This window comes from Kluyvera sp. NPDC087067 (assembly GCF_044745165.1).
Lineage (GTDB): Bacteria > Pseudomonadota > Gammaproteobacteria > Enterobacterales > Enterobacteriaceae > Kluyvera.
In genome coordinates, this window is record NZ_JBIUZS010000004.1 from 16,693 (window position 1) to 33,974 (window position 17,282).

Below are 17,282 nucleotides of genomic sequence, written 5' to 3' on the forward strand. Positions count from 1 at the left end.
GATGGGCTTAAAACAGCTAGTGGAAAAAGTTGAGCCGCACTTTACGCAGGGCGGCAAGCTGGAAAAATACTACCCGCTATACGAAGCGATGGCGACATTGCTTTATACCCCGGGCCATGTCACCAGGGGGGCTGCGCACGTTCGTGATGCCATCGACCTCAAACGGATGATGATCCTCGTCTGGTTCGCCGTGTTTCCCGCGATGTTCTGGGGAATGTACAACGTGGGGCTGCAAACGCTTCCGGCGCTGCATAAATTATACGGTGCAGAACAGCTACAGCAGGTGATTGCCGCCAACTGGCACTACAGCCTGGCGCAGGCGCTAGGCGTCAGTTTTGCCCCTGATGCCGGCTGGATGAGCATGATGATGCTGGGCGCGGTGTTCTTTGTCCCTATCTACGCCACCGTGTTTCTGGTCGGGGGTTTCTGGGAAGTCCTGTTTTCGATTGTGCGCAAGCATGAGATCAACGAAGGCTTCTTTGTTACCTCCATTCTTTTCGCGCTGATTGTGCCTCCCACCATGCCGTTATGGCAGGCGGCGCTGGGCATCACCTTTGGTGTGGTGATCGCAAAAGAGATTTTTGGCGGAACCGGACGCAACTTCCTCAACCCGGCGCTAGCGGGACGTGCATTCCTGTTCTTTGCTTACCCGGCGCAAATTTCCGGCGATCTGGTGTGGACTGCGGCTGATGGTTTTTCCGGTGCGACACCGCTATCCCAGTGGGCAAGTCACGGCGGTGAGTCGCTAGTGAACGTGGTTACCGGCCAGCCGGTGAGCTGGATGGACGCGTTTATCGGCAATATTCCGGGCTCAATTGGTGAAGTCTCAACGCTGATGATCCTGCTCGGCGGCGCGCTGATTATCTTTGGCCGCGTAGCCTCCTGGCGCATTGTTGCCGGGGTGATGGTCGGCATGATTGCCTGTGCGACCCTGTTTAACCTGATAGGTTCGGATACCAACCCGATGTTTGCTATGCCGTGGTACTGGCATCTGGTACTGGGCGGTTTTGCTTTCGGCATGATGTTTATGGCCACCGACCCGGTCTCTGCTTCGTTTACCGATAAAGGCAAATGGTGCTACGGCGCGTTGATTGGCGTGATGTGCGTGCTCATTCGCGTGGTCAACCCGGCTTATCCAGAAGGGATGATGCTGGCGATTCTGTTCGCCAACCTCTTTGCGCCGCTGTTCGATTATCTGGTGGTGCAGGCCAACATTAAGCGGAGGAAATCGCGTGGCTGAAATCAAAAGTAACGATAGCATCGGCAAAACGCTGCTGGTGGTGCTGGTGCTTTGCCTGGTCTGCTCTATCGTGGTTGCCGGTTCCGCCGTCGGGCTAAAACCGCGCCAGCAGGAACAGCGCGCGCTCGATAAGCAGCGCAATATCCTGGCGGTGGCCGGACTTATGCAGGACAACATGTCCGCCGATGCGGTAGCAGAAATCTACGCTGCGCGCGTGACGCCGCGGCTGGTGGACTTAAAAAGCGGCGAGCTGCTGGACAGCGATCCGGCGAAGTTTAATCAGGGGCTGGCGCTTAAAGATCCGCAGCAGAGCGTGGCGCTTGAGGCTAATCAAGACCCGGCAGGTATCAAACGTCGCAGCAATGTGGTGGAAATTTACCTCATCAAAGACGAAAAGCAGCAGGTACAAGAAATTGTCCTGCCGGTTTACGGCAACGGCCTGTGGTCGATGATGTATGCCTTTGTGGCGCTGGATGTCGACGGCCGCACGATTAAGGGCATCACCTACTACGACCAGGGTGAAACGCCGGGGCTCGGTGGGGAAATCGAAAACCCTAACTGGCGTGCGCAGTTTATCGGCAAACGGGTGCTGGACGATAACGGCCAACCTGCGTTGAGAGTGATGAAAGGCGCAGCACCACAGGGCGACCTCTATGCGGTTGATGGTCTATCAGGCGCGACGCTCACGGCTAATGGTGTGCAGCACAGTTTCAATTTCTGGATGGGTGAGATGGGCTTTGGCCCGTTCCTGAAAAAGGTGCGTGAAGGAGAGCTGAATCATGGCTGAGCAGGGCGATATGAAAGAGATGAAGCGCGTGCTGGTCGGCCCGCTTATCGCTAATAACCCGATTGCGTTACAGGTGCTTGGCGTCTGTTCGGCGCTGGCGGTCACCACCAAGCTGGAAACGGCCTTCGTGATGACCATCGCGGTGACACTGGTGACGGCGTTTTCCAGCATGTTTATCTCCATGATCCGTCATCATATTCCGAACAGCGTGCGCATCATTGTGCAGATGGCGATCATCGCCTCGCTGGTGATTGTGGTCGATCAGCTACTGCGCGCATTCGCCTATGAGACCTCAAAACAGCTGTCGGTGTTTGTCGGCCTTATCATCACCAACTGTATCGTGATGGGGCGCGCGGAAGCGTATGCCATGAAGTCGCCGCCGATGGCGAGCTTTATGGACGGCATTGGCAACGGCCTCGGCTACGGCGCGATTTTGCTGATTGTTGGCTTCCTGCGCGAACTTATCGGTAGCGGTAAGCTGTTTGGTATCACCGTACTGGAAACCGTGAAAAACGGCGGCTGGTATCAGCCAAATGGCCTGTTCTTGCTCGCACCGAGCGCGTTTTTCATTATCGGTTTGCTGATCTGGGCGCTGCGTAGCTGGAAGCCGGAACAGCAGGAAAAGGAGTAACCGATTATGGCTCATTACATTAGCCTGTTTGTTCGCGCGGTGTTTGTTGAAAACATGGCGCTGGCGTTCTTCCTCGGGATGTGTACTTTCCTCGCGGTCTCGAAGAAAGTCTCAACCGCCTTTGGTCTGGGCGTGGCGGTAACCGTTGTGCTCGGTCTTGCTGTACCGATTAACAACCTGGTCTACAACCTGGTGCTGCGCGACGGTGCGCTGGCGGAAGGCGTCGATCTCAGCTTCCTTAACTTCATCACCTTTATCGGGGTGATTGCGGCGCTGGTGCAAATTCTTGAAATGATCCTCGACAAGTATTTCCCGTCGCTCTATACCGCGCTGGGTATCTTCCTGCCGCTCATCGCCGTTAACTGCGCCATCTTTGGCGGCGTGTCGTTTATGGTGCAACGTGACTACAACTTCAGCGAATCTATCGTTTACGGCTTTGGTTCCGGGATCGGTTGGATGCTGGCGATCGTCGCCATGGCGGGGATCCGCGAAAAAATGAAATATTCAAACGTGCCTGCGGGACTGCGCGGCTTAGGGATCACCTTTATCACCACCGGACTGATGGCATTAGGGTTTATGTCATTTTCCGGTGTGCAGCTATAAGGGCCGTTAATCATGGAAATAATACTTGGCGTAATCATGTTTACGCTGATCGTACTGGTGCTATCGCTGCTGATTTTGTTTGCTAAATCAAAGCTTGTGAACGCAGGCGACGTGGTTATTGAAATCAACAATGAAGCGGACAGGCAAATTAAAACCCCGGCGGGTGACAAGCTGCTGAACACGTTATCCAGCAATGGCATCTTTATCTCCTCCGCCTGCGGCGGCGGTGGCTCCTGTGGTCAGTGCCGAGTAACGGTGAAAGAGGGCGGTGGCGATATCTTGCCGACTGAGCTTTCGCATATCACCAAGCGTGAGGCCAAAGAAGGCTGCCGCTTGGCCTGTCAGGTTGCCGTGCGTCAGGACATGAAAATTGAGCTACCGGATGAAGTGTTCGGGGTGAAAAAGTGGGAATGTGAAGTTATCTCGAACGATAACAAAGCGACGTTTATTAAAGAGCTGAAGCTTGCGATCCCCGCAGGAGAAACCGTACCGTTTCGCGCCGGGGGCTATATTCAGATTGAGTGTCCGCCGCATAAAGTGGCCTACGCTGACTTTGACGTACCGGATGAGTATCGCGGCGACTGGGACAAATTTAATCTGTTCCGCTATATCTCTGATGTGAAAGAGCCGACCCTGCGCGCCTACTCGATGGCGAACTACCCGGAAGAGAAGGGCATCATCATGCTCAACGTGCGTATTGCCACGCCGCCGCCTTCTGCACCGGATGCGCCGCCGGGGATCATGTCCTCGTATATCTGGTCGCTTAAAGCGGGGGATAAGGTGACGATTTCCGGGCCATTTGGTGAATTCTTTGCCAAAGAGACCGAGGCCGAAATGGTCTTTATCGGCGGTGGTGCCGGGATGGCGCCAATGCGCTCACATATCTTCGATCAGCTAAAACGTCTGCACAGCACGCGGAAAATCAGCTTCTGGTACGGCGCGCGCTCGCTGCGTGAAATGTTCTATGCCGAAGAATTTGAGCAGCTGGCGCGGGAAAATCCTAACTTTACGTTCAACATTGCGCTCTCCGACGCGTTGCCGGAAGATAACTGGACGGGTTATACCGGATTTATTCATAACGTTCTCTACGAGAACTACTTGCGCGATCACCCGGCGCCTGAAGATTGTGAGTTTTATATGTGCGGGCCACCGATGATGAACGCCGCGGTGATAAAAATGCTTAAAGACCTGGGCGTAGAGGATGAAAATATCATGCTCGACGACTTTGGAGGCTGATGATGTTAACGGTATTTCTGGCGACATTTGGCATTTTCGCGTTAGCGATTTTCGGCATGTCGCTGGGATATCTGGTGAAGCGAAAAAGTCTGCAGGGTAGCTGTGGCGGGATCTCCTCACTGGGTATCGAAAAAGTCTGCGACTGCCCTGAACCCTGCGATGCGCGTAAAAAACGCATGGCGCGCGAAGCGCAACGTCAGCAAAACCGCATTCTGTAGATCTCCCTGTTGCCCGACGCCGTCGGGCAATTTCTCACACTTCTCATTTGCTATTGTTGTGCTGTATACTTATCCAGTGGTAAGTGAGGGCTAACGATGCGCAAAATAATCCATATTGATATGGACTGCTTCTTCGCGGCGGTTGAAATGCGTGACAACCCGGCGCTGCGCGATATTCCTATCGCCATTGGCGGCAGTCGGGTACAGCGCGGGGTGATCAGTACGGCGAACTATCCGGCGCGCAAATTTGGCGTGCGCAGCGCCATGCCGACGGGAATGGCGCTAAAGCTCTGCCCGCATCTCACGTTATTACCCGGGCGTTTTGAAGCTTATCGTGAAGCCTCAAACCATATTCGTGAAATTTTCTCCCGCTATACTTCGCTGATTGAACCCCTTTCGCTCGATGAAGCCTACCTTGATGTCAGCGACAGCCCGCACTGCCACGGTTCGGCGACGTTGATGGCCCAGGAGATCCGCCAGACCATCTTTAATGAACTTGCGCTGACCGCCTCGGCGGGCGTCGCGCCGATCAAATTTCTCGCAAAAATTGCCTCCGATCTCAATAAACCCAACGGCCAGTTTGTGCTAACGCCCGAGGACGTTCCGGCGTTTCTTAAAACCCTGCCATTGAGTAAAATTCCCGGCGTCGGCAAAGTCTCTGCTGCGAAGCTTGAAAGCATGGGGCTGCGGACCTGTGAGGATGTGCAGAATAGCGATCTGGCGATGCTGCTTAAGCGCTTTGGTAAATTTGGCCGGATCCTCTGGGAGCGCAGTCAGGGGATCGATGAGCGTGAGATCAACAGCGATCGCCAACGCAAATCGATAGGCGTTGAACGCACGCTGGAAGAGGATATTCACCGGTGGTCGGATTGTGAGGCGATTATCGAACGGCTCTACCCTGAACTTGAGCGTCGGCTGGCGAAAGTCCGGCCGGATCTGTTGATTGCGCGCCAGGGCGTCAAATTAAAATTTAACGACTTCCAGCAAACCACCCAGGAGCACGTCTGGCCGAAGCTTAACAAAGACGACTTAATCGCCACGGCACATAAATCCTGGCACGAAAGGCGCGCTGAGCGCGGTGTCCGCCTGGTGGGGCTGCACGTTACGCTGCTGGATCCGCAACTGGAACGGCAGCTTCTTTTAGGAATTTAATCATGCTTATCCGTTGTTACCGTGAAAGCGATTTCCCGGCGCTGTGTCAGATTTTCCTACGCGCAATACGTGAAACCGCAAGCCAGCATTACTCACCGTCTCAAATCGCCGCCTGGGCGCAGGTGGATGAGGCCCGCTGGCGGCAAAAAATGGCGGAATCGCGCGTGCTGGTGGCGACGGTGGACGCGCGTCCAGTCGGATTTATCACCGCGATGGGTAACGATATCGACCTGCTTTTTGTCGCCCCTGACTACTCGCGGCAGGGCGTTGCCAGCGCTTTGCTGGATGCGCTATTTGCACAAATTCCAACGGGAACGTTAACGGTTGAAGCGAGCATTACCGCCAGGCCATGTTTTGAGCAACATGGATTTGTGATCGTTGCAGAGCAAGAGGTTCAGGCGCGCGGTGAGACGTTTGTGAATTATCGGATGGAGAAGGTCAGGTAGGGCGGTGATATTCCCGGCGGCGCTGCGCTTGGCCTGGCTACAAATATGCACAAATGTAGCCGGGCCTAACGCCGCCGGGAACGGCTTAAAACTTACTTCGCCGGAATCGCTTTCAGCAGTTCCGTCAGCAGCTGCCAGTACTGGCCAACGCTTTCGATATGAACCTGCTCATCCGGTGAGTGTGGCCCGGTAATGGTTGGCCCAATCGACACCATATCCATGTTCGGATACGGCTTCTTGAACAGACCACATTCCAGACCCGCATGGATAATCTGAATATTCGGTACCTTATTGAACAGGCGCTGATAGGTTTCACGCACCAGCTGCATTACCGGAGATTTAGCATCTGGCTGCCAGCCCGGGTAGCCGCCTTTTGGCTGGGTTTTAGCCCCGGCCAGCGCGCCCAGAGATTCCAGCATGCTCACCACGTAATCTTTGCCGCTGTCGAGCAGTGAACGGATCAGACAGTGAATGATGGCGGTATCTTCGGTAAAGGAAACCACGCCGACGTTCAGAGAGGTTTCGACTACGCCTTTGGCAACGTCAGAATTACGAATCACCCCGTTTGGCGTGGCGTTCAGCAACTGAACAAAAGCATCACGCGACGCGTTGGCCAGCGCTTTACCTTCAACGGTAAAGGTTTCCAGCACCAGATTCAGGTTTTTCTCTTTCGCTGACAGTTCGTTTTGCAGAATGTCGAGGTAGGTTTTCACCAGACCTTTCAGCGCGTCAACTTTATCAGCCGGGATCGCCAGCGCAGCGAACGCTTCGCGTGGGATGGCGTTACGCAGCGTACCGCCGCTGAAATCAACCAGACGCAGATCCAGTTCGGCAGCGTGTGCGGCCAGGAAGCGGGCCAGCAGTTTATTGGCGTTACCCAGACCGAGGTGAATATCACCGCCGGAGTGACCGCCTTTGAGGCCTTTCAAGGTCAGCTTGAAGGTCTGGAAGCCAGATGGAATGGCTTCACGGGTCAGCGGCAGGCTGCTGGTAAAGTCGATACCCCCAGCGCAACCCATGTAGATTTCACCCTCTTCTTCAGAGTCGGTGTTAATCAGAATCTCGCCCTGCAACCAACCGGATTGCAGGCCAAATGCGCCGTCCATACCGGTTTCTTCGGTCATAGTCAGCAGCACTTCCAGCGGGCCGTGCTCAACGGAATCATCAGACAGTACCGCCAGTGCGGACGCCATACCGATACCGTTATCTGCACCCAGCGTGGTGCCACGCGCTTTTACCCACTCGCCGTCGATGTACGGCTGAATCGGGTCTTTAGCAAAGTCGTGCACGGTGTCATTGTTTTTCTGCGGCACCATATCGAGGTGCGCCTGCAGCACGACCGGTTTACGGTTTTCCATGCCCGGCGTCGCGGCTTTACGAATCAGAATGTTGCCGACCTGGTCGCGTTCTGCGTGCAGACCTTTTTCTTTCGCCCAGCCAATGATGTGGGCAGCGAGCTGCTCTTCATGATGAGAAGGGTGCGGAATGGAACAGATTTTGGCAAAAATATCCCACAGCGGCTGCGGGGATAATTGAGACAGTTCAGACACGATGAGTCTCCTTACGGCGTTCTGCAAAAGTCGCTTGCAGGTAAAGGGTTAGCACATACATATACCACAAGCCTGGCTTGCGCGATGGGGTTGAGAATACCACTTTCTCTGCTTTGCGGTAGAACAAAGCACGCAAAAAGAGCCCGTGTTTCCGCTAAACACTGGTTTTTAGTGCGTCAGATCTCTATAATCTCGCGCAACCCATTTCCCCCTTGAACACTTTTTAAGCCGTATAACACAGGCTGGGACACTTCACATGAGCGAAAAATACGTCGTCACCTGGGACATGTTGCAGATTCACGCACGCAAACTTGCTGCGCGTTTGATGCCTTCTGAGCAATGGAAAGGCATTATTGCCGTTAGCCGTGGCGGTTTAGTACCTGCTGCACTGCTGGCACGTGAACTGGGCATTCGTCATGTCGACACCGTATGCATTTCCAGCTATGACCACGACAACCAGCGTGAACTGAAAGTTCTCAAGCGCGCGGAAGGCGACGGTGAAGGCTTTATTGTTATCGACGATTTGGTCGATACCGGCGGTACCGCCGTTGCGATTCGTGAAATGTACCCAAAAGCGCATTTCGTCACCATCTTCGCCAAACCAGCGGGTCGTCCACTGGTTAATGATTATGTTATTGATATCCCGCAGGATACCTGGATCGAACAGCCATGGGATATGGGCGTGGTATTCGTACCGCCTATCTCTGGCCGTTAATTCAGTCAATAAATGCGCTCCCAACGCCCGGTTATGCCGGGCGTTGTTTTTTTTAACCTCTCACGCGTTACAATAGTCCTAAGTTCGTATCCATGGAGGTTTTGTGATGCCAGAAGCCAATCTCAGCGAAACGCTATTCAAGCCGCGTTTCAAACACCCCGAAACATCCACCCTGGTGCGTCGGTTTAACACCGGGAGTACCGCCAGTATGCAGTCAGCGCTGAGCGGTGCGAACATTCCACACTGGTACCGCATGATCAACCGATTAATGTGGATCTGGCGAGGCGTAACGCCGCAGGAAATCCTTGATGTCCAGGCGCGTATCGTCATGAGCCAGGCCGAACGTACCGATGATGAGCTGTTTGATACCGTCGTCGGTTACCGAGGTGGCAACTGGATTTACGAGTGGTCAACGCAGGCGATGATCTGGCAGCAGAAAGCCATGCAAGAGTCGGATGAAACGCGCAGCGGCCGTCACTGGCTGCATGCATCAAACCTGTATAGCATTGCCGCCTATCCGCACCTGAAAGGCGACGAGCTTGCTGAACAAGCCCAGGCGTTGGGCAACCGTGCCTACCAGGAAGCGGCGAAACGTTTACCCGGTGAAATGCGTGAACTGGAGTTTACGATCCCCGGCGGCTCACCAATCACCGGCTTCCTGCATATGCCAAAGGGTGATGGCCCGTTCCCTACGGTGCTGATGTGCGGCGGCCTGGATGGTTTACAGACAGACTACTACAGCCTGTATGAACACTATTTTGCGCCGCTGGGTATTGCGATGCTGACGGTGGACATGCCTTCTATCGGCTTCTCTTCAAAATGGAAGCTGACGCAGGACTCCAGCCTGCTGCACCAGCACGTTATCCGTGCGCTGCCGAACATTCCGTGGGTTGACCATACGCGTGTGGCGGCTTTTGGCTTCCGCTTTGGTGCCAACATCGCCGTGCGTCTGGCCTATCTGGAGGCGCAAAATCTGAAAGCCGTCGCCTGTCTGGGGCCGGTGGTTCATGGGCTATTGAGCGATCCACTGCATCAGGGACGCGTTCCCGAAATGTATCTGGACGTATTGGCCTCGCGCTTGGGTATGCCTGACGCGTCTGACGAAGCGCTGAGCGTGGAGCTCAACCGCTACTCCTTGAAAACTCAAGGATTGCTGGGCCGTCGCTGCCCTACGCCAATGCTTTCAGGGTTCTGGGATAACGACCCTTTCAGCCCGGAAGAAGAGTCGCGTCTCATCGTCTCGTCATCCGCGCAGGGGAAACTTTTATCGATTCCATTTAATCCGGTGTATCGCAATTTTGACAAAGCGCTGAAAGAAATTGCCGGGTGGATCAACAATAGATTTTGTTAATATATTGATAAATTCTATTGATTTGGTAAAACAGTTGCATCACTAAAGGAGATCGCAATGACGTTACCGAGTGGACACCCGAAGAGTAGATTGATTAAGAAGTTCGCTGCGCTTGGCCCTTATATCCGCGAAGAACAGTGCGAAGAGAACCGATTTTTCTTCGATTGCCTGGCCGTTTGCGTGAATGTAAAGCCTGCACCGGAGAAGCGTGAGTTCTGGGGCTGGTGGATGGAAATGGAAGCCCATGAAAAATGCTTTACCTACAGCTACCGGTTCGGACTGTTTGATAAGGAGGGGGTATGGCAGGAAGTCGAGATCAAGGACCCCGAGGTGGTTGAACGTCTGCAGTTAACGTTGCAGGGTTTCCATGGCCGCGTGAAAGACCTGTTGAAAACATTAGAATTGGGACTAGAGCCTGCGAAAGGCTTTTCTAACGAAGCGTTAAAGCGTAGCGCGTAAATTATCCCGACACACAAGGCCAGCCAACGTGCTGGCCTTTCTCTTGGCGTAGGCCCGATAAGCGAAGCGCCATCGGGCAATAAAAAAGCAAATGGCCGGATAAAGTTATAATTCCTTATCCGGCCATTTTATTTTGAATACGCGATTAGAACTGGTAAGTCATACCCACTGCGACCACATCGTCAGTCATAATTGCCAGGCGCTTAGTCACGGCATCTTCATCAATCAGGTTAATTTTATAATCGACAAAGGCGGACATATTTTTGTTGAAATAGTAGGTCGCGCCGACATCAACATATTTCATCAGATCCTGGTCGCCAATACCGTTCTCCAGGTTTTTGCCTTTCATCTGCACATAGCCCAGGGATGGACGCAGACCAAAATCAAATTGATATTGCGCGACGGCTTCGAAGTTCTGCGCTTTATTGGCAAAACCCTGATCCGCTGCAACCAGGCCTTTAATCGGCGTCATATTGCGCGTTTCGGTATAAATCATCGCCAGATAAATATTATTGGCGTCATATTTTAGGCCCGTACCCCAGGACTCGGCATTCTTGCCGCCCTGCGACAGAGATTTAGCCTGCTGCACATCGGTACGGTCAGAGTTGGTATAGGCTGCGCTAACCGCAAAGTCGCTGCCGCCAAAATCATAGGTCAGAGAGGAGCCAAAACCGTCGCCGTTGGCCGTTGCATAGGTGCTACGGTCATTCTTACCTTGATATTGCAAGGTTAAATCCAGACCGTCGACCACGCCGAAGAAATCGGTATTACGGTAGGTCGCGAGGCCGCTGGAACGTTTGGTCATAAAGTTATCGGTTTTCGCGGTGGAGTCGCCGCCGAATTCCGGGAACATATCGGTCCAGGCTTCCACGTCGTACAGCGCGCCCAGGTTACGACCATAATCGAAAGAGCCGAACTGTTTTAATTTCAGACCGGCGAAGGCCAGACGTGTTTTTTGTGACGAATTACTTTCGTCGTTATTGCCGGAGAATTCAGATTCCCAGCGACCATAACCGGTCAACTGGTCGTTAATTTGGGTTTCGCCTTTAAAGCCGAAACGAATGTATGTTTTATCGCCATCGGAGCCGGAATCATCGCTCATGTAATGCATGGCTTTCACTTTGCCGTACACATCCAGCTTATTACCATCTTTGTTATAAACTTCTGCGGCCATCGCTGAAGAAGACGCAATAATACCCATCATCGTTAATGCCAGCGTTGTTTTTTGCATTTCTCGTTCCCGATTTTTTATGTTCTAAATTGCTGTGAAAGACCACTGTGAAAAAACTGGAACGTTTTTATCCCGCACATGTTAAAAATTTATGACAATGTTCGATTAATTATAAAAATGTATGATTAATTTTTTCTGTCATAAAACTGTCAACAATCCTCACTAGGCTGCCTGATCCCGCGCAACAAAATCCCTCCTTTCAACGCTGGCAGTTGGCAAGTGGGCTGAGTCCTGCTACAACGTGGGTTTGGTATCTTTTTTCCTTATTTAACGGCAGAGAATCATGAGTGATAGTCAGACGCTGGTGGTCAAACTGGGCACCAGTGTTTTAACGGGCGGATCGCGCCGCCTGAACCGCGCGCACATTGTGGAACTGGTTCGCCAGTGCGCCCAGCTTCATGCGGCTGGGCATCGAATTGTTATTGTGACGTCAGGCGCTATCGCCGCCGGACGTGAGCACCTGGGTTACCCCGAACTGCCCGCGACTATCGCTTCTAAACAACTGTTGGCCGCCGTCGGTCAGAGTCGCTTAATCCAGCTGTGGGAACAGCTGTTTTCAATTTACGGTATTCACGTTGGTCAGATGCTCTTAACGCGTGCCGACATGGAAGACCGTGAACGCTTCCTTAACGCCCGCGATACCATGCGTGCGTTGCTGGATAACAACATCGTTCCGGTTATTAATGAAAACGACGCCGTCGCCACCGCTGAAATTAAAGTTGGCGATAACGATAACCTCTCTGCGCTGGCCGCGATTTTAGCGGGCGCTGACAAACTGCTGCTGCTGACCGATCAGCAAGGTCTGTTCACCGCCGACCCGCGCAGCAATCCTGACGCTGAACTGATTAAAGATGTCTATGGCATTGATGACGAGCTGCGCGCCGTTGCTGGCGACAGCGTTTCCGGCCTCGGCACCGGCGGTATGGGCACCAAACTGCAAGCCGCGGACGTTGCCTGCCGTGCAGGTATCGACACGATTATCGCCGCAGGCAGCCTGCCTGGCGTCATCGGCGACGTCATGGCGAACGTCTCCGTCGGCACGCGTTTTCACGCCCAGGACACACCGCTTGAGAACCGTAAACGCTGGATCTTTGGCGCACCACCGGCGGGCGAATTAGTGGTTGATGCCGGTGCCACCGGCGCGATTTTAGAGCGGGGGAGTTCATTACTTCCAAAAGGCATTAAAAACGTGACAGGCAACTTCTCCCGTGGTGAAGTGATCCGTATTCGTAATCTTGAAGGTCGTGATATCGCACACGGCGTAAGCCGCTACAACAGCGATGCCCTGCGTCTGATTGCCGGGCACCACTCGCAAGAGATTGCTGACATCCTCGGCTATGAATATGGCCCGGTTGCCGTTCACCGCGACGACATGATCACTCGCTAAGGAGTTCAACATGCTGGAACAAATGGGCATTGCGGCTAAGCAGGCCTCATACAAACTGGCGCTGCTATCCAGCCGTGAAAAAAATCGCGTTCTGGAAACCATTGCTGATTATCTGGAATCTCACCGTGACGAGATTCTGCGCGCCAACGCCGAAGATCTCTCTCACGCACACGAAGGCGGACTGAGCGAAGCGATGCTCGACCGTCTGGCATTGACGCCAGCGCGTCTGAAGGCGATTGCCGACGACGTTCGTCAGGTCTGCACATTAGCGGATCCGGTAGGTCAGGTGATTGACGGCGGACTGCTGGATAGCGGCCTGCGTATTGAACGTCGCCGCGTGCCGCTAGGCGTGATTGGCGTTATTTATGAAGCTCGCCCGAACGTGACCGTTGATGTCGCCGCGCTGTGCCTGAAAACGGGTAACGCAGCGATTCTGCGTGGCGGCAAAGAGACTTGCCGCACCAACGCCGCCACGGTGGGGGTGATCCAGCGTGCGTTAAAAGAGTGTGGCCTGCCAGAAGCGGCGGTTCAGGCTATTGATAACCCGGATCGCGCGCTGGTCAGTGAAATGCTGCGCATGGATAAATACATCGACATGCTGATCCCTCGCGGTGGTGCAGGTCTGCACAAGCTGTGTCGCGAACAGTCGACCATCCCGGTGATCACCGGCGGTATCGGCGTTTGTCATATTTATGTGGATGATTCTGCTGAGATTGACCCGGCGCTGAAAATTATCGTTAACGCCAAAACCCAGCGTCCTAGCACCTGCAATACCGTTGAAACCCTGCTGGTGCACCAGGACATCGCTGAAATGTTCCTGCCAAGATTAAGCCAACAGATGGCAGAAAGTGGCGTGACGTTGCACGGCGATGAAATCGTAATGCACATCTTGAAAGGCCCGGCGAAGCTGGTAGCACTGAAGCCAGAAGAACTGGATAACGAGTTCCTGTCACTGGATCTCAATGTGGTTATTGTGCCTGATATGGATTACGCCATTACGCATATCCGCGCCCACGGTACTCAGCATTCCGATGCCATTCTCACCCGCACCTTGAGTAATGCCAACCGCTTCATCAACGAAGTGGACTCCTCCGCGGTATACGTTAACGCCTCTACGCGTTTCACCGACGGCGGTCAATTTGGACTTGGCGCAGAAGTGGCTGTCAGCACGCAAAAACTGCATGCACGCGGCCCAATGGGTCTGGAAGCATTGACCACCTACAAGTGGATCGGCTTTGGTGAAGATACCATTCGTGCGTAATTGATAGCGGGCGATGCAAAAATAGGCACTTGATTCATCAGACTATTGACGCATCGCCCTGTAAGTTCTAACCTTTCGTTCCGTAGTTCACGCTCGTGAACGCGTCTTGCAGGGCCGATATAGCTCAGTTGGTAGAGCAGCGCATTCGTAATGCGAAGGTCGGAGGTTCGACTCCTCTTATCGGCACCATTCTAACGTCTCCCCAAGTCTACCAAAATTCACTTAAACCCCTTATACTCTGCGCTTTACAGCCCCTTTTAGTATTTCTACGTCTACTAAAGTTCCCTGAAATCTACGGTCGTTTGGGGGTACTTATGGGGGTATATGCTGTTCGGTCTAGAGGAGGTACCCCCAAGTGAAACTAAACGCCCGGCAGGTGGATGCCGCCAAACCTAAAGATAAGCCTTACAAGCTGGCTGATGGTGGTGGTTTGTATCTCCTGATTAAACCTAATGGCGGCAAATACTGGCGGCTCAAGTATCGTGTAGCCGGCAAAGAGAAGCTGTTAGCGCTTGGTGTGTATCCTGAAGTCACATTGGCCGATGCTCGGGCAAAACGTGAAGAAGCGAAAAGGGGTATCGCTGGGGGTATCGATCCTATGGAAGCGAAACGGGAGGAAAAGATTGCCCTTGAAATTCAGTTAAACAACACCTTCAAAGATATTGCCCTTGAATGGCACAGCAGCAAAATAAAAAAATGGTCTGCTGGTTATGCTTCAGACATCCTCGAAGCCTTCAATAAAGATGTGTTCCCATACATTGGCAAAAAACCAATAGCCGAAATCAAACCGCTTGAACTGTTGAATGTGCTACGGCGCATTGAGGGGCGCGGCGCTACCGAAAAGGCAAGAAAAGTTAGGCAGCGCTGCGGGGAAGTTTTCCGTTACGCAATAGTCACCGGTCGAGCTGAGTATAACCCTGCCCCGGATCTCACCAGCGCGATGCAAGGGCACGAGTCCAATCATTTTCCTTTCCTCACACCTAAAGAATTGCCTGATTTCTTCAATGCGTTGTCAGGATATTCAGGAAGCGAGTTAGTAGTTTTGGCTGCTCGTTTGCTGATTATCACCGGATTGCGTCCCGGCGAACTCCGTGGGGCATTTTGGGATGAAATCAATATCAGTAAGGCGGTCTGGGAAATACCCGCCTCACGCATGAAAATGCGTCGCCCTCATGTGGTGCCATTGTCCAGGCAAGCTCTTACGCTTATTGGTCAGATCCAAGAGCTAACAGGCAATTACCCGCTTGTGTTCCCGGGCCGTAACGATCCGCGAAAAACAATGAGTGAAGCCAGCATAAACCAAGTCTTTAAGCGGATTGGCTATAACGGAAAAGTCACCGGGCACGGTTTCCGGCACACCATGAGTACCATCCTGCACGAACAGGGCTACAACACCGCGTGGATTGAAACGCAGCTGGCACACGTCGACAAAAACTCTATACGAGGAACGTACAACCACGCCCAGTATTTGGATGGCCGCCGCGAAATGCTCCAGTGGTATGCCGACTATATGGAGGCGTTGGAAAACGGCGAAAATGTAGTGCACGGAACGTTTTGGAAAAGCGCTTAACTGTATGTATAGACAGTGCTAATTGACAGTAGTAGACTTCTGTAGATGAACAAAGAATAGGCTATGTCTTTGCAAATTTTCGAAATCTGTACACCTCTGTGGACTGGCTTAGCCCAATTAAGTAGAAGACGCGAGGCTATACATGGCAACACGAGTTCAGGTAAAAGAAATTACAAGTTGGATGTCAGTAGAGAAATACGATGTTTTCGAATCACTTACTGTCGAAGAAGTGCTGTCGGAGATAGAGTTTAGAACTATTTTTGCTTGTGAATACGATCCTAACGACGATGAAGAACGTGAGCAATGGAAGCAGTTACAGAAATCTCTTCTCCAAAACATTCAATCTGGAGCTGTTGTCTCTAAGGAAATCCCTGAAGATCTTCTAAAAGTTTTCCATGATGAACCTATAGAGCTAAATGAAACTGTTGAATTTCTGGTCAATGGAATGTCTGTAATATCCATGGATCACCACCTAAAGCCCCATTGTTCTGAACTAAGCGAAGATGAAGCAATACAAGCCTTCACCATGGCAGACTTAGTAACTTATTACAGGCATTTTGCTAATGCTAATATCATCCAAGTTGGGGAAAGACAACCAACTATTAAAGAAGGGAAAATCTTCTCTAGCGTTAGCGCCTTAGAAGAGGGAAGTGAGTATTTTGAAGGTGAAGTAGTTATAAAGGTAAATTTAGCATCTTATACAGATGATGAACTTTTGAGTGAATTCAGAGGATTATTAAAATCATGGCGCTCGGAAGTTGGTATGGATGAACCCGAGTCAGGGAACTTCCGAATTGGCATTTCTACGCTGAAAAAAATCCTCCTATATAAATTAATACCATTTATAGATTTACTACTGTGGGAGAAAGTACATGAGCGTAAGATAAGCAATGAACTTATCGCTCGGATTTTATTCCCTTTGAAACCTGACTCTGATGTCATTGGTGGTACTCAGGTCAAGGATACTATTCGGCCATTTGTAGAGCGATTTGTAAATGATAACGCACTACAGCAGGTTAAATTTTACGCTAAGAAAAACGATTATCTAAAAAATATGCGACTTTCAGATGTACTGAAACTCTCTGAAGATTAGATGGTTTAGAATTCATCGAAACATGTAGTGCATAAAAATCTGGCAAAAAAAATATTCCAGTTTTGTACCGCTTCTGCGTTGAATCTTAGTCAAAATCCACTCCTGTAGACCACAAACAACTACAGGAGTTAAACATGTCTCAAGTCCTTATCCGTCTTCCTGAAGTGCAACGGCGCACCGGTTATAGTAAAGCTTGGATTTATCGACTTATTAGTCAGAATCGTTTTCCTTCCTCCGTTAAGATTGGATCACGGTCTGTAGCTTTTGTTGAAAGCGAAGTAGATGAATGGATTAGCCAGCGTATTGAAGAGCGTGATGCTCTAATTTCCACAAAACCACAACTGTAACTTAG

General features: G+C 52.0%; 18 protein-coding genes and 1 tRNA gene. 17 read left to right on the plus strand and 2 right to left on the minus strand.

Translation table 11 applies throughout. The features are described from left to right. The first annotated feature begins 1 nt into the window (after position 1). The 8 genes from ACIPDS_RS11640 to ACIPDS_RS11675 all read left to right on the plus strand — a co-directional run bounded on the left by ACIPDS_RS11640 (position 2) and on the right by ACIPDS_RS11675 (position 6,313). Complete coding sequence (locus tag ACIPDS_RS11640) at positions 2-1,240, plus strand: NADH:ubiquinone reductase (Na(+)-transporting) subunit B (RefSeq protein ID WP_400736716.1); 1,239 nt, start codon at positions 2-4, stop codon at positions 1,238-1,240. Continuing rightward, positions 1,233-2,027, plus strand: coding sequence for a Na(+)-translocating NADH-quinone reductase subunit C (locus ACIPDS_RS11645; RefSeq protein WP_400735673.1), 795 nt, complete (start codon positions 1,233-1,235; stop codon positions 2,025-2,027). Before ACIPDS_RS11640 ends, ACIPDS_RS11645 begins: the two co-directional genes overlap by 8 nt. Next, on the plus strand, positions 2,020-2,658 hold the full coding sequence (locus ACIPDS_RS11650) for an NADH:ubiquinone reductase (Na(+)-transporting) subunit D (protein WP_062777277.1): 639 nt from the start codon (positions 2,020-2,022) through the stop codon (positions 2,656-2,658). Before ACIPDS_RS11645 ends, ACIPDS_RS11650 begins: the two co-directional genes overlap by 8 nt. Positions 2,659-2,664: 6 nt before the next feature. After that, positions 2,665-3,261 (plus strand): NADH:ubiquinone reductase (Na(+)-transporting) subunit E, encoded by a 597-nt coding sequence (gene nqrE / locus ACIPDS_RS11655; RefSeq protein WP_052284364.1) that lies wholly within the window; start codon positions 2,665-2,667, stop codon positions 3,259-3,261. Between the two features lie 12 nt (positions 3,262-3,273). Continuing rightward, on the plus strand, positions 3,274-4,497 hold the full coding sequence (nqrF, locus tag ACIPDS_RS11660) for an NADH:ubiquinone reductase (Na(+)-transporting) subunit F (protein WP_166517324.1): 1,224 nt from the start codon (positions 3,274-3,276) through the stop codon (positions 4,495-4,497). Positions 4,498-4,499: 2 nt separating this feature from the next. Then, positions 4,500-4,715 (plus strand): (Na+)-NQR maturation NqrM, encoded by a 216-nt coding sequence (gene nqrM, locus ACIPDS_RS11665; protein WP_062777320.1) that lies wholly within the window; start codon positions 4,500-4,502, stop codon positions 4,713-4,715. A 96-nt stretch (positions 4,716-4,811) separates the two neighbouring features. Then, on the plus strand, positions 4,812-5,867 hold the full coding sequence (gene dinB, locus ACIPDS_RS11670; protein WP_400735678.1) for a DNA polymerase IV: 1,056 nt from the start codon (positions 4,812-4,814) through the stop codon (positions 5,865-5,867). Positions 5,868-5,869: 2 nt separating this feature from the next. After that, positions 5,870-6,313, plus strand: coding sequence for a GNAT family N-acetyltransferase (locus tag ACIPDS_RS11675; protein ID WP_400735681.1), 444 nt, complete (start codon positions 5,870-5,872; stop codon positions 6,311-6,313). A gap of 92 nt (positions 6,314-6,405) precedes the next feature. Here the strand turns inward: ACIPDS_RS11675 and pepD are convergent, their stop codons facing one another. Next, positions 6,406-7,863: a cytosol nonspecific dipeptidase gene (pepD, locus tag ACIPDS_RS11680; protein ID WP_400735684.1), complete on the minus strand. Its 1,458-nt coding sequence runs from the start codon at positions 7,861-7,863 to the stop codon at positions 6,406-6,408. A gap of 256 nt (positions 7,864-8,119) precedes the next feature. Between pepD and gpt the strand changes: the two genes are divergently transcribed. From gpt to crl, 3 genes are all read left to right on the plus strand, one after another. Continuing rightward, positions 8,120-8,578, plus strand: a complete 459-nt coding sequence (gene gpt, locus ACIPDS_RS11685; RefSeq protein ID WP_042395309.1) for a xanthine phosphoribosyltransferase — start codon at positions 8,120-8,122, stop codon at positions 8,576-8,578. A gap of 106 nt (positions 8,579-8,684) precedes the next feature. After that, positions 8,685-9,929 (plus strand): esterase FrsA, encoded by a 1,245-nt coding sequence (gene frsA / locus ACIPDS_RS11690; protein ID WP_400735688.1) that lies wholly within the window; start codon positions 8,685-8,687, stop codon positions 9,927-9,929. A 57-nt stretch (positions 9,930-9,986) separates the two neighbouring features. Beyond that, on the plus strand, positions 9,987-10,388 hold the full coding sequence (gene crl / locus ACIPDS_RS11695; protein WP_166514514.1) for a sigma factor-binding protein Crl: 402 nt from the start codon (positions 9,987-9,989) through the stop codon (positions 10,386-10,388). A gap of 145 nt (positions 10,389-10,533) precedes the next feature. On the opposite strand, the gene phoE is transcribed toward crl, so the two are convergent. After that, the gene (gene phoE, locus ACIPDS_RS11700) at positions 10,534-11,619 is read right to left on the minus strand and encodes a phosphoporin PhoE (protein WP_166514515.1); all 1,086 of its coding nucleotides are present in this window, start codon (positions 11,617-11,619) and stop codon (positions 10,534-10,536) included. Between the two features lie 283 nt (positions 11,620-11,902). On the opposite strand from phoE, the gene proB reads away from it, so the two are divergent. From proB to ACIPDS_RS11730, 6 genes are all read left to right on the plus strand, one after another. Beyond that, the gene (gene proB / locus ACIPDS_RS11705) at positions 11,903-13,006 is read left to right on the plus strand and encodes a glutamate 5-kinase (protein WP_166514516.1); all 1,104 of its coding nucleotides are present in this window, start codon (positions 11,903-11,905) and stop codon (positions 13,004-13,006) included. 10 nt (positions 13,007-13,016) lie between these two features. Further along, positions 13,017-14,267 (plus strand): glutamate-5-semialdehyde dehydrogenase, encoded by a 1,251-nt coding sequence (gene proA / locus ACIPDS_RS11710; protein ID WP_400735693.1) that lies wholly within the window; start codon positions 13,017-13,019, stop codon positions 14,265-14,267. A gap of 113 nt (positions 14,268-14,380) precedes the next feature. Then, a tRNA-Thr gene (locus ACIPDS_RS11715) sits at positions 14,381-14,456 on the plus strand. A 166-nt stretch (positions 14,457-14,622) separates the two neighbouring features. Beyond that, positions 14,623-15,837 carry a tyrosine-type recombinase/integrase gene (locus ACIPDS_RS11720; protein WP_400735695.1) on the plus strand — a complete coding sequence of 405 codons (1,215 nt, stop codon included), beginning with the start codon at positions 14,623-14,625 and terminating at the stop codon, positions 15,835-15,837. Positions 15,838-15,979: 142 nt separating this feature from the next. After that, complete coding sequence (locus tag ACIPDS_RS11725) at positions 15,980-16,930, plus strand: DUF6387 family protein (RefSeq protein WP_400735698.1); 951 nt, start codon at positions 15,980-15,982, stop codon at positions 16,928-16,930. Positions 16,931-17,064: 134 nt separating this feature from the next. Then, positions 17,065-17,277, plus strand: a complete 213-nt coding sequence (locus tag ACIPDS_RS11730; protein WP_219323636.1) for an AlpA family transcriptional regulator — start codon at positions 17,065-17,067, stop codon at positions 17,275-17,277. Positions 17,278-17,282 lie beyond the last annotated feature (5 nt).

Bases quoted from the DNA above. Each gene is read 5' to 3' on its own strand.
- ACIPDS_RS11675 (WP_400735681.1), top strand. From the start codon at position 5,870: ATGCTTATCCGTTGTTACCGTGAAAGCGATTTCCCGGCGCTGTGTCAG.
- nqrE (WP_052284364.1), top strand. From the start codon at position 2,665: ATGGCTCATTACATTAGCCTGTTTGTTCGCGCGGTGTTTGTTGAAAAC.
- ACIPDS_RS11725 (WP_400735698.1), top strand. From the start codon at position 15,980: ATGGCAACACGAGTTCAGGTAAAAGAAATTACAAGTTGGATGTCAGTA.
- ACIPDS_RS11640 (WP_400736716.1), top strand. From the start codon at position 2: ATGGGCTTAAAACAGCTAGTGGAAAAAGTTGAGCCGCACTTTACGCAG.
- frsA (WP_400735688.1), top strand. From the start codon at position 8,685: ATGCCAGAAGCCAATCTCAGCGAAACGCTATTCAAGCCGCGTTTCAAA.
- dinB (WP_400735678.1), top strand. From the start codon at position 4,812: ATGCGCAAAATAATCCATATTGATATGGACTGCTTCTTCGCGGCGGTT.
- proB (WP_166514516.1), top strand. From the start codon at position 11,903: ATGAGTGATAGTCAGACGCTGGTGGTCAAACTGGGCACCAGTGTTTTA.
- nqrM (WP_062777320.1), top strand. From the start codon at position 4,500: ATGTTAACGGTATTTCTGGCGACATTTGGCATTTTCGCGTTAGCGATT.
- ACIPDS_RS11650 (WP_062777277.1), top strand. From the start codon at position 2,020: ATGGCTGAGCAGGGCGATATGAAAGAGATGAAGCGCGTGCTGGTCGGC.
- crl (WP_166514514.1), top strand. From the start codon at position 9,987: ATGACGTTACCGAGTGGACACCCGAAGAGTAGATTGATTAAGAAGTTC.
- phoE (WP_166514515.1), bottom strand. From the start codon at position 11,619: ATGCAAAAAACAACGCTGGCATTAACGATGATGGGTATTATTGCGTCT.
- nqrF (WP_166517324.1), top strand. From the start codon at position 3,274: ATGGAAATAATACTTGGCGTAATCATGTTTACGCTGATCGTACTGGTG.
- proA (WP_400735693.1), top strand. From the start codon at position 13,017: ATGCTGGAACAAATGGGCATTGCGGCTAAGCAGGCCTCATACAAACTG.
- gpt (WP_042395309.1), top strand. From the start codon at position 8,120: ATGAGCGAAAAATACGTCGTCACCTGGGACATGTTGCAGATTCACGCA.
- ACIPDS_RS11730 (WP_219323636.1), top strand. From the start codon at position 17,065: ATGTCTCAAGTCCTTATCCGTCTTCCTGAAGTGCAACGGCGCACCGGT.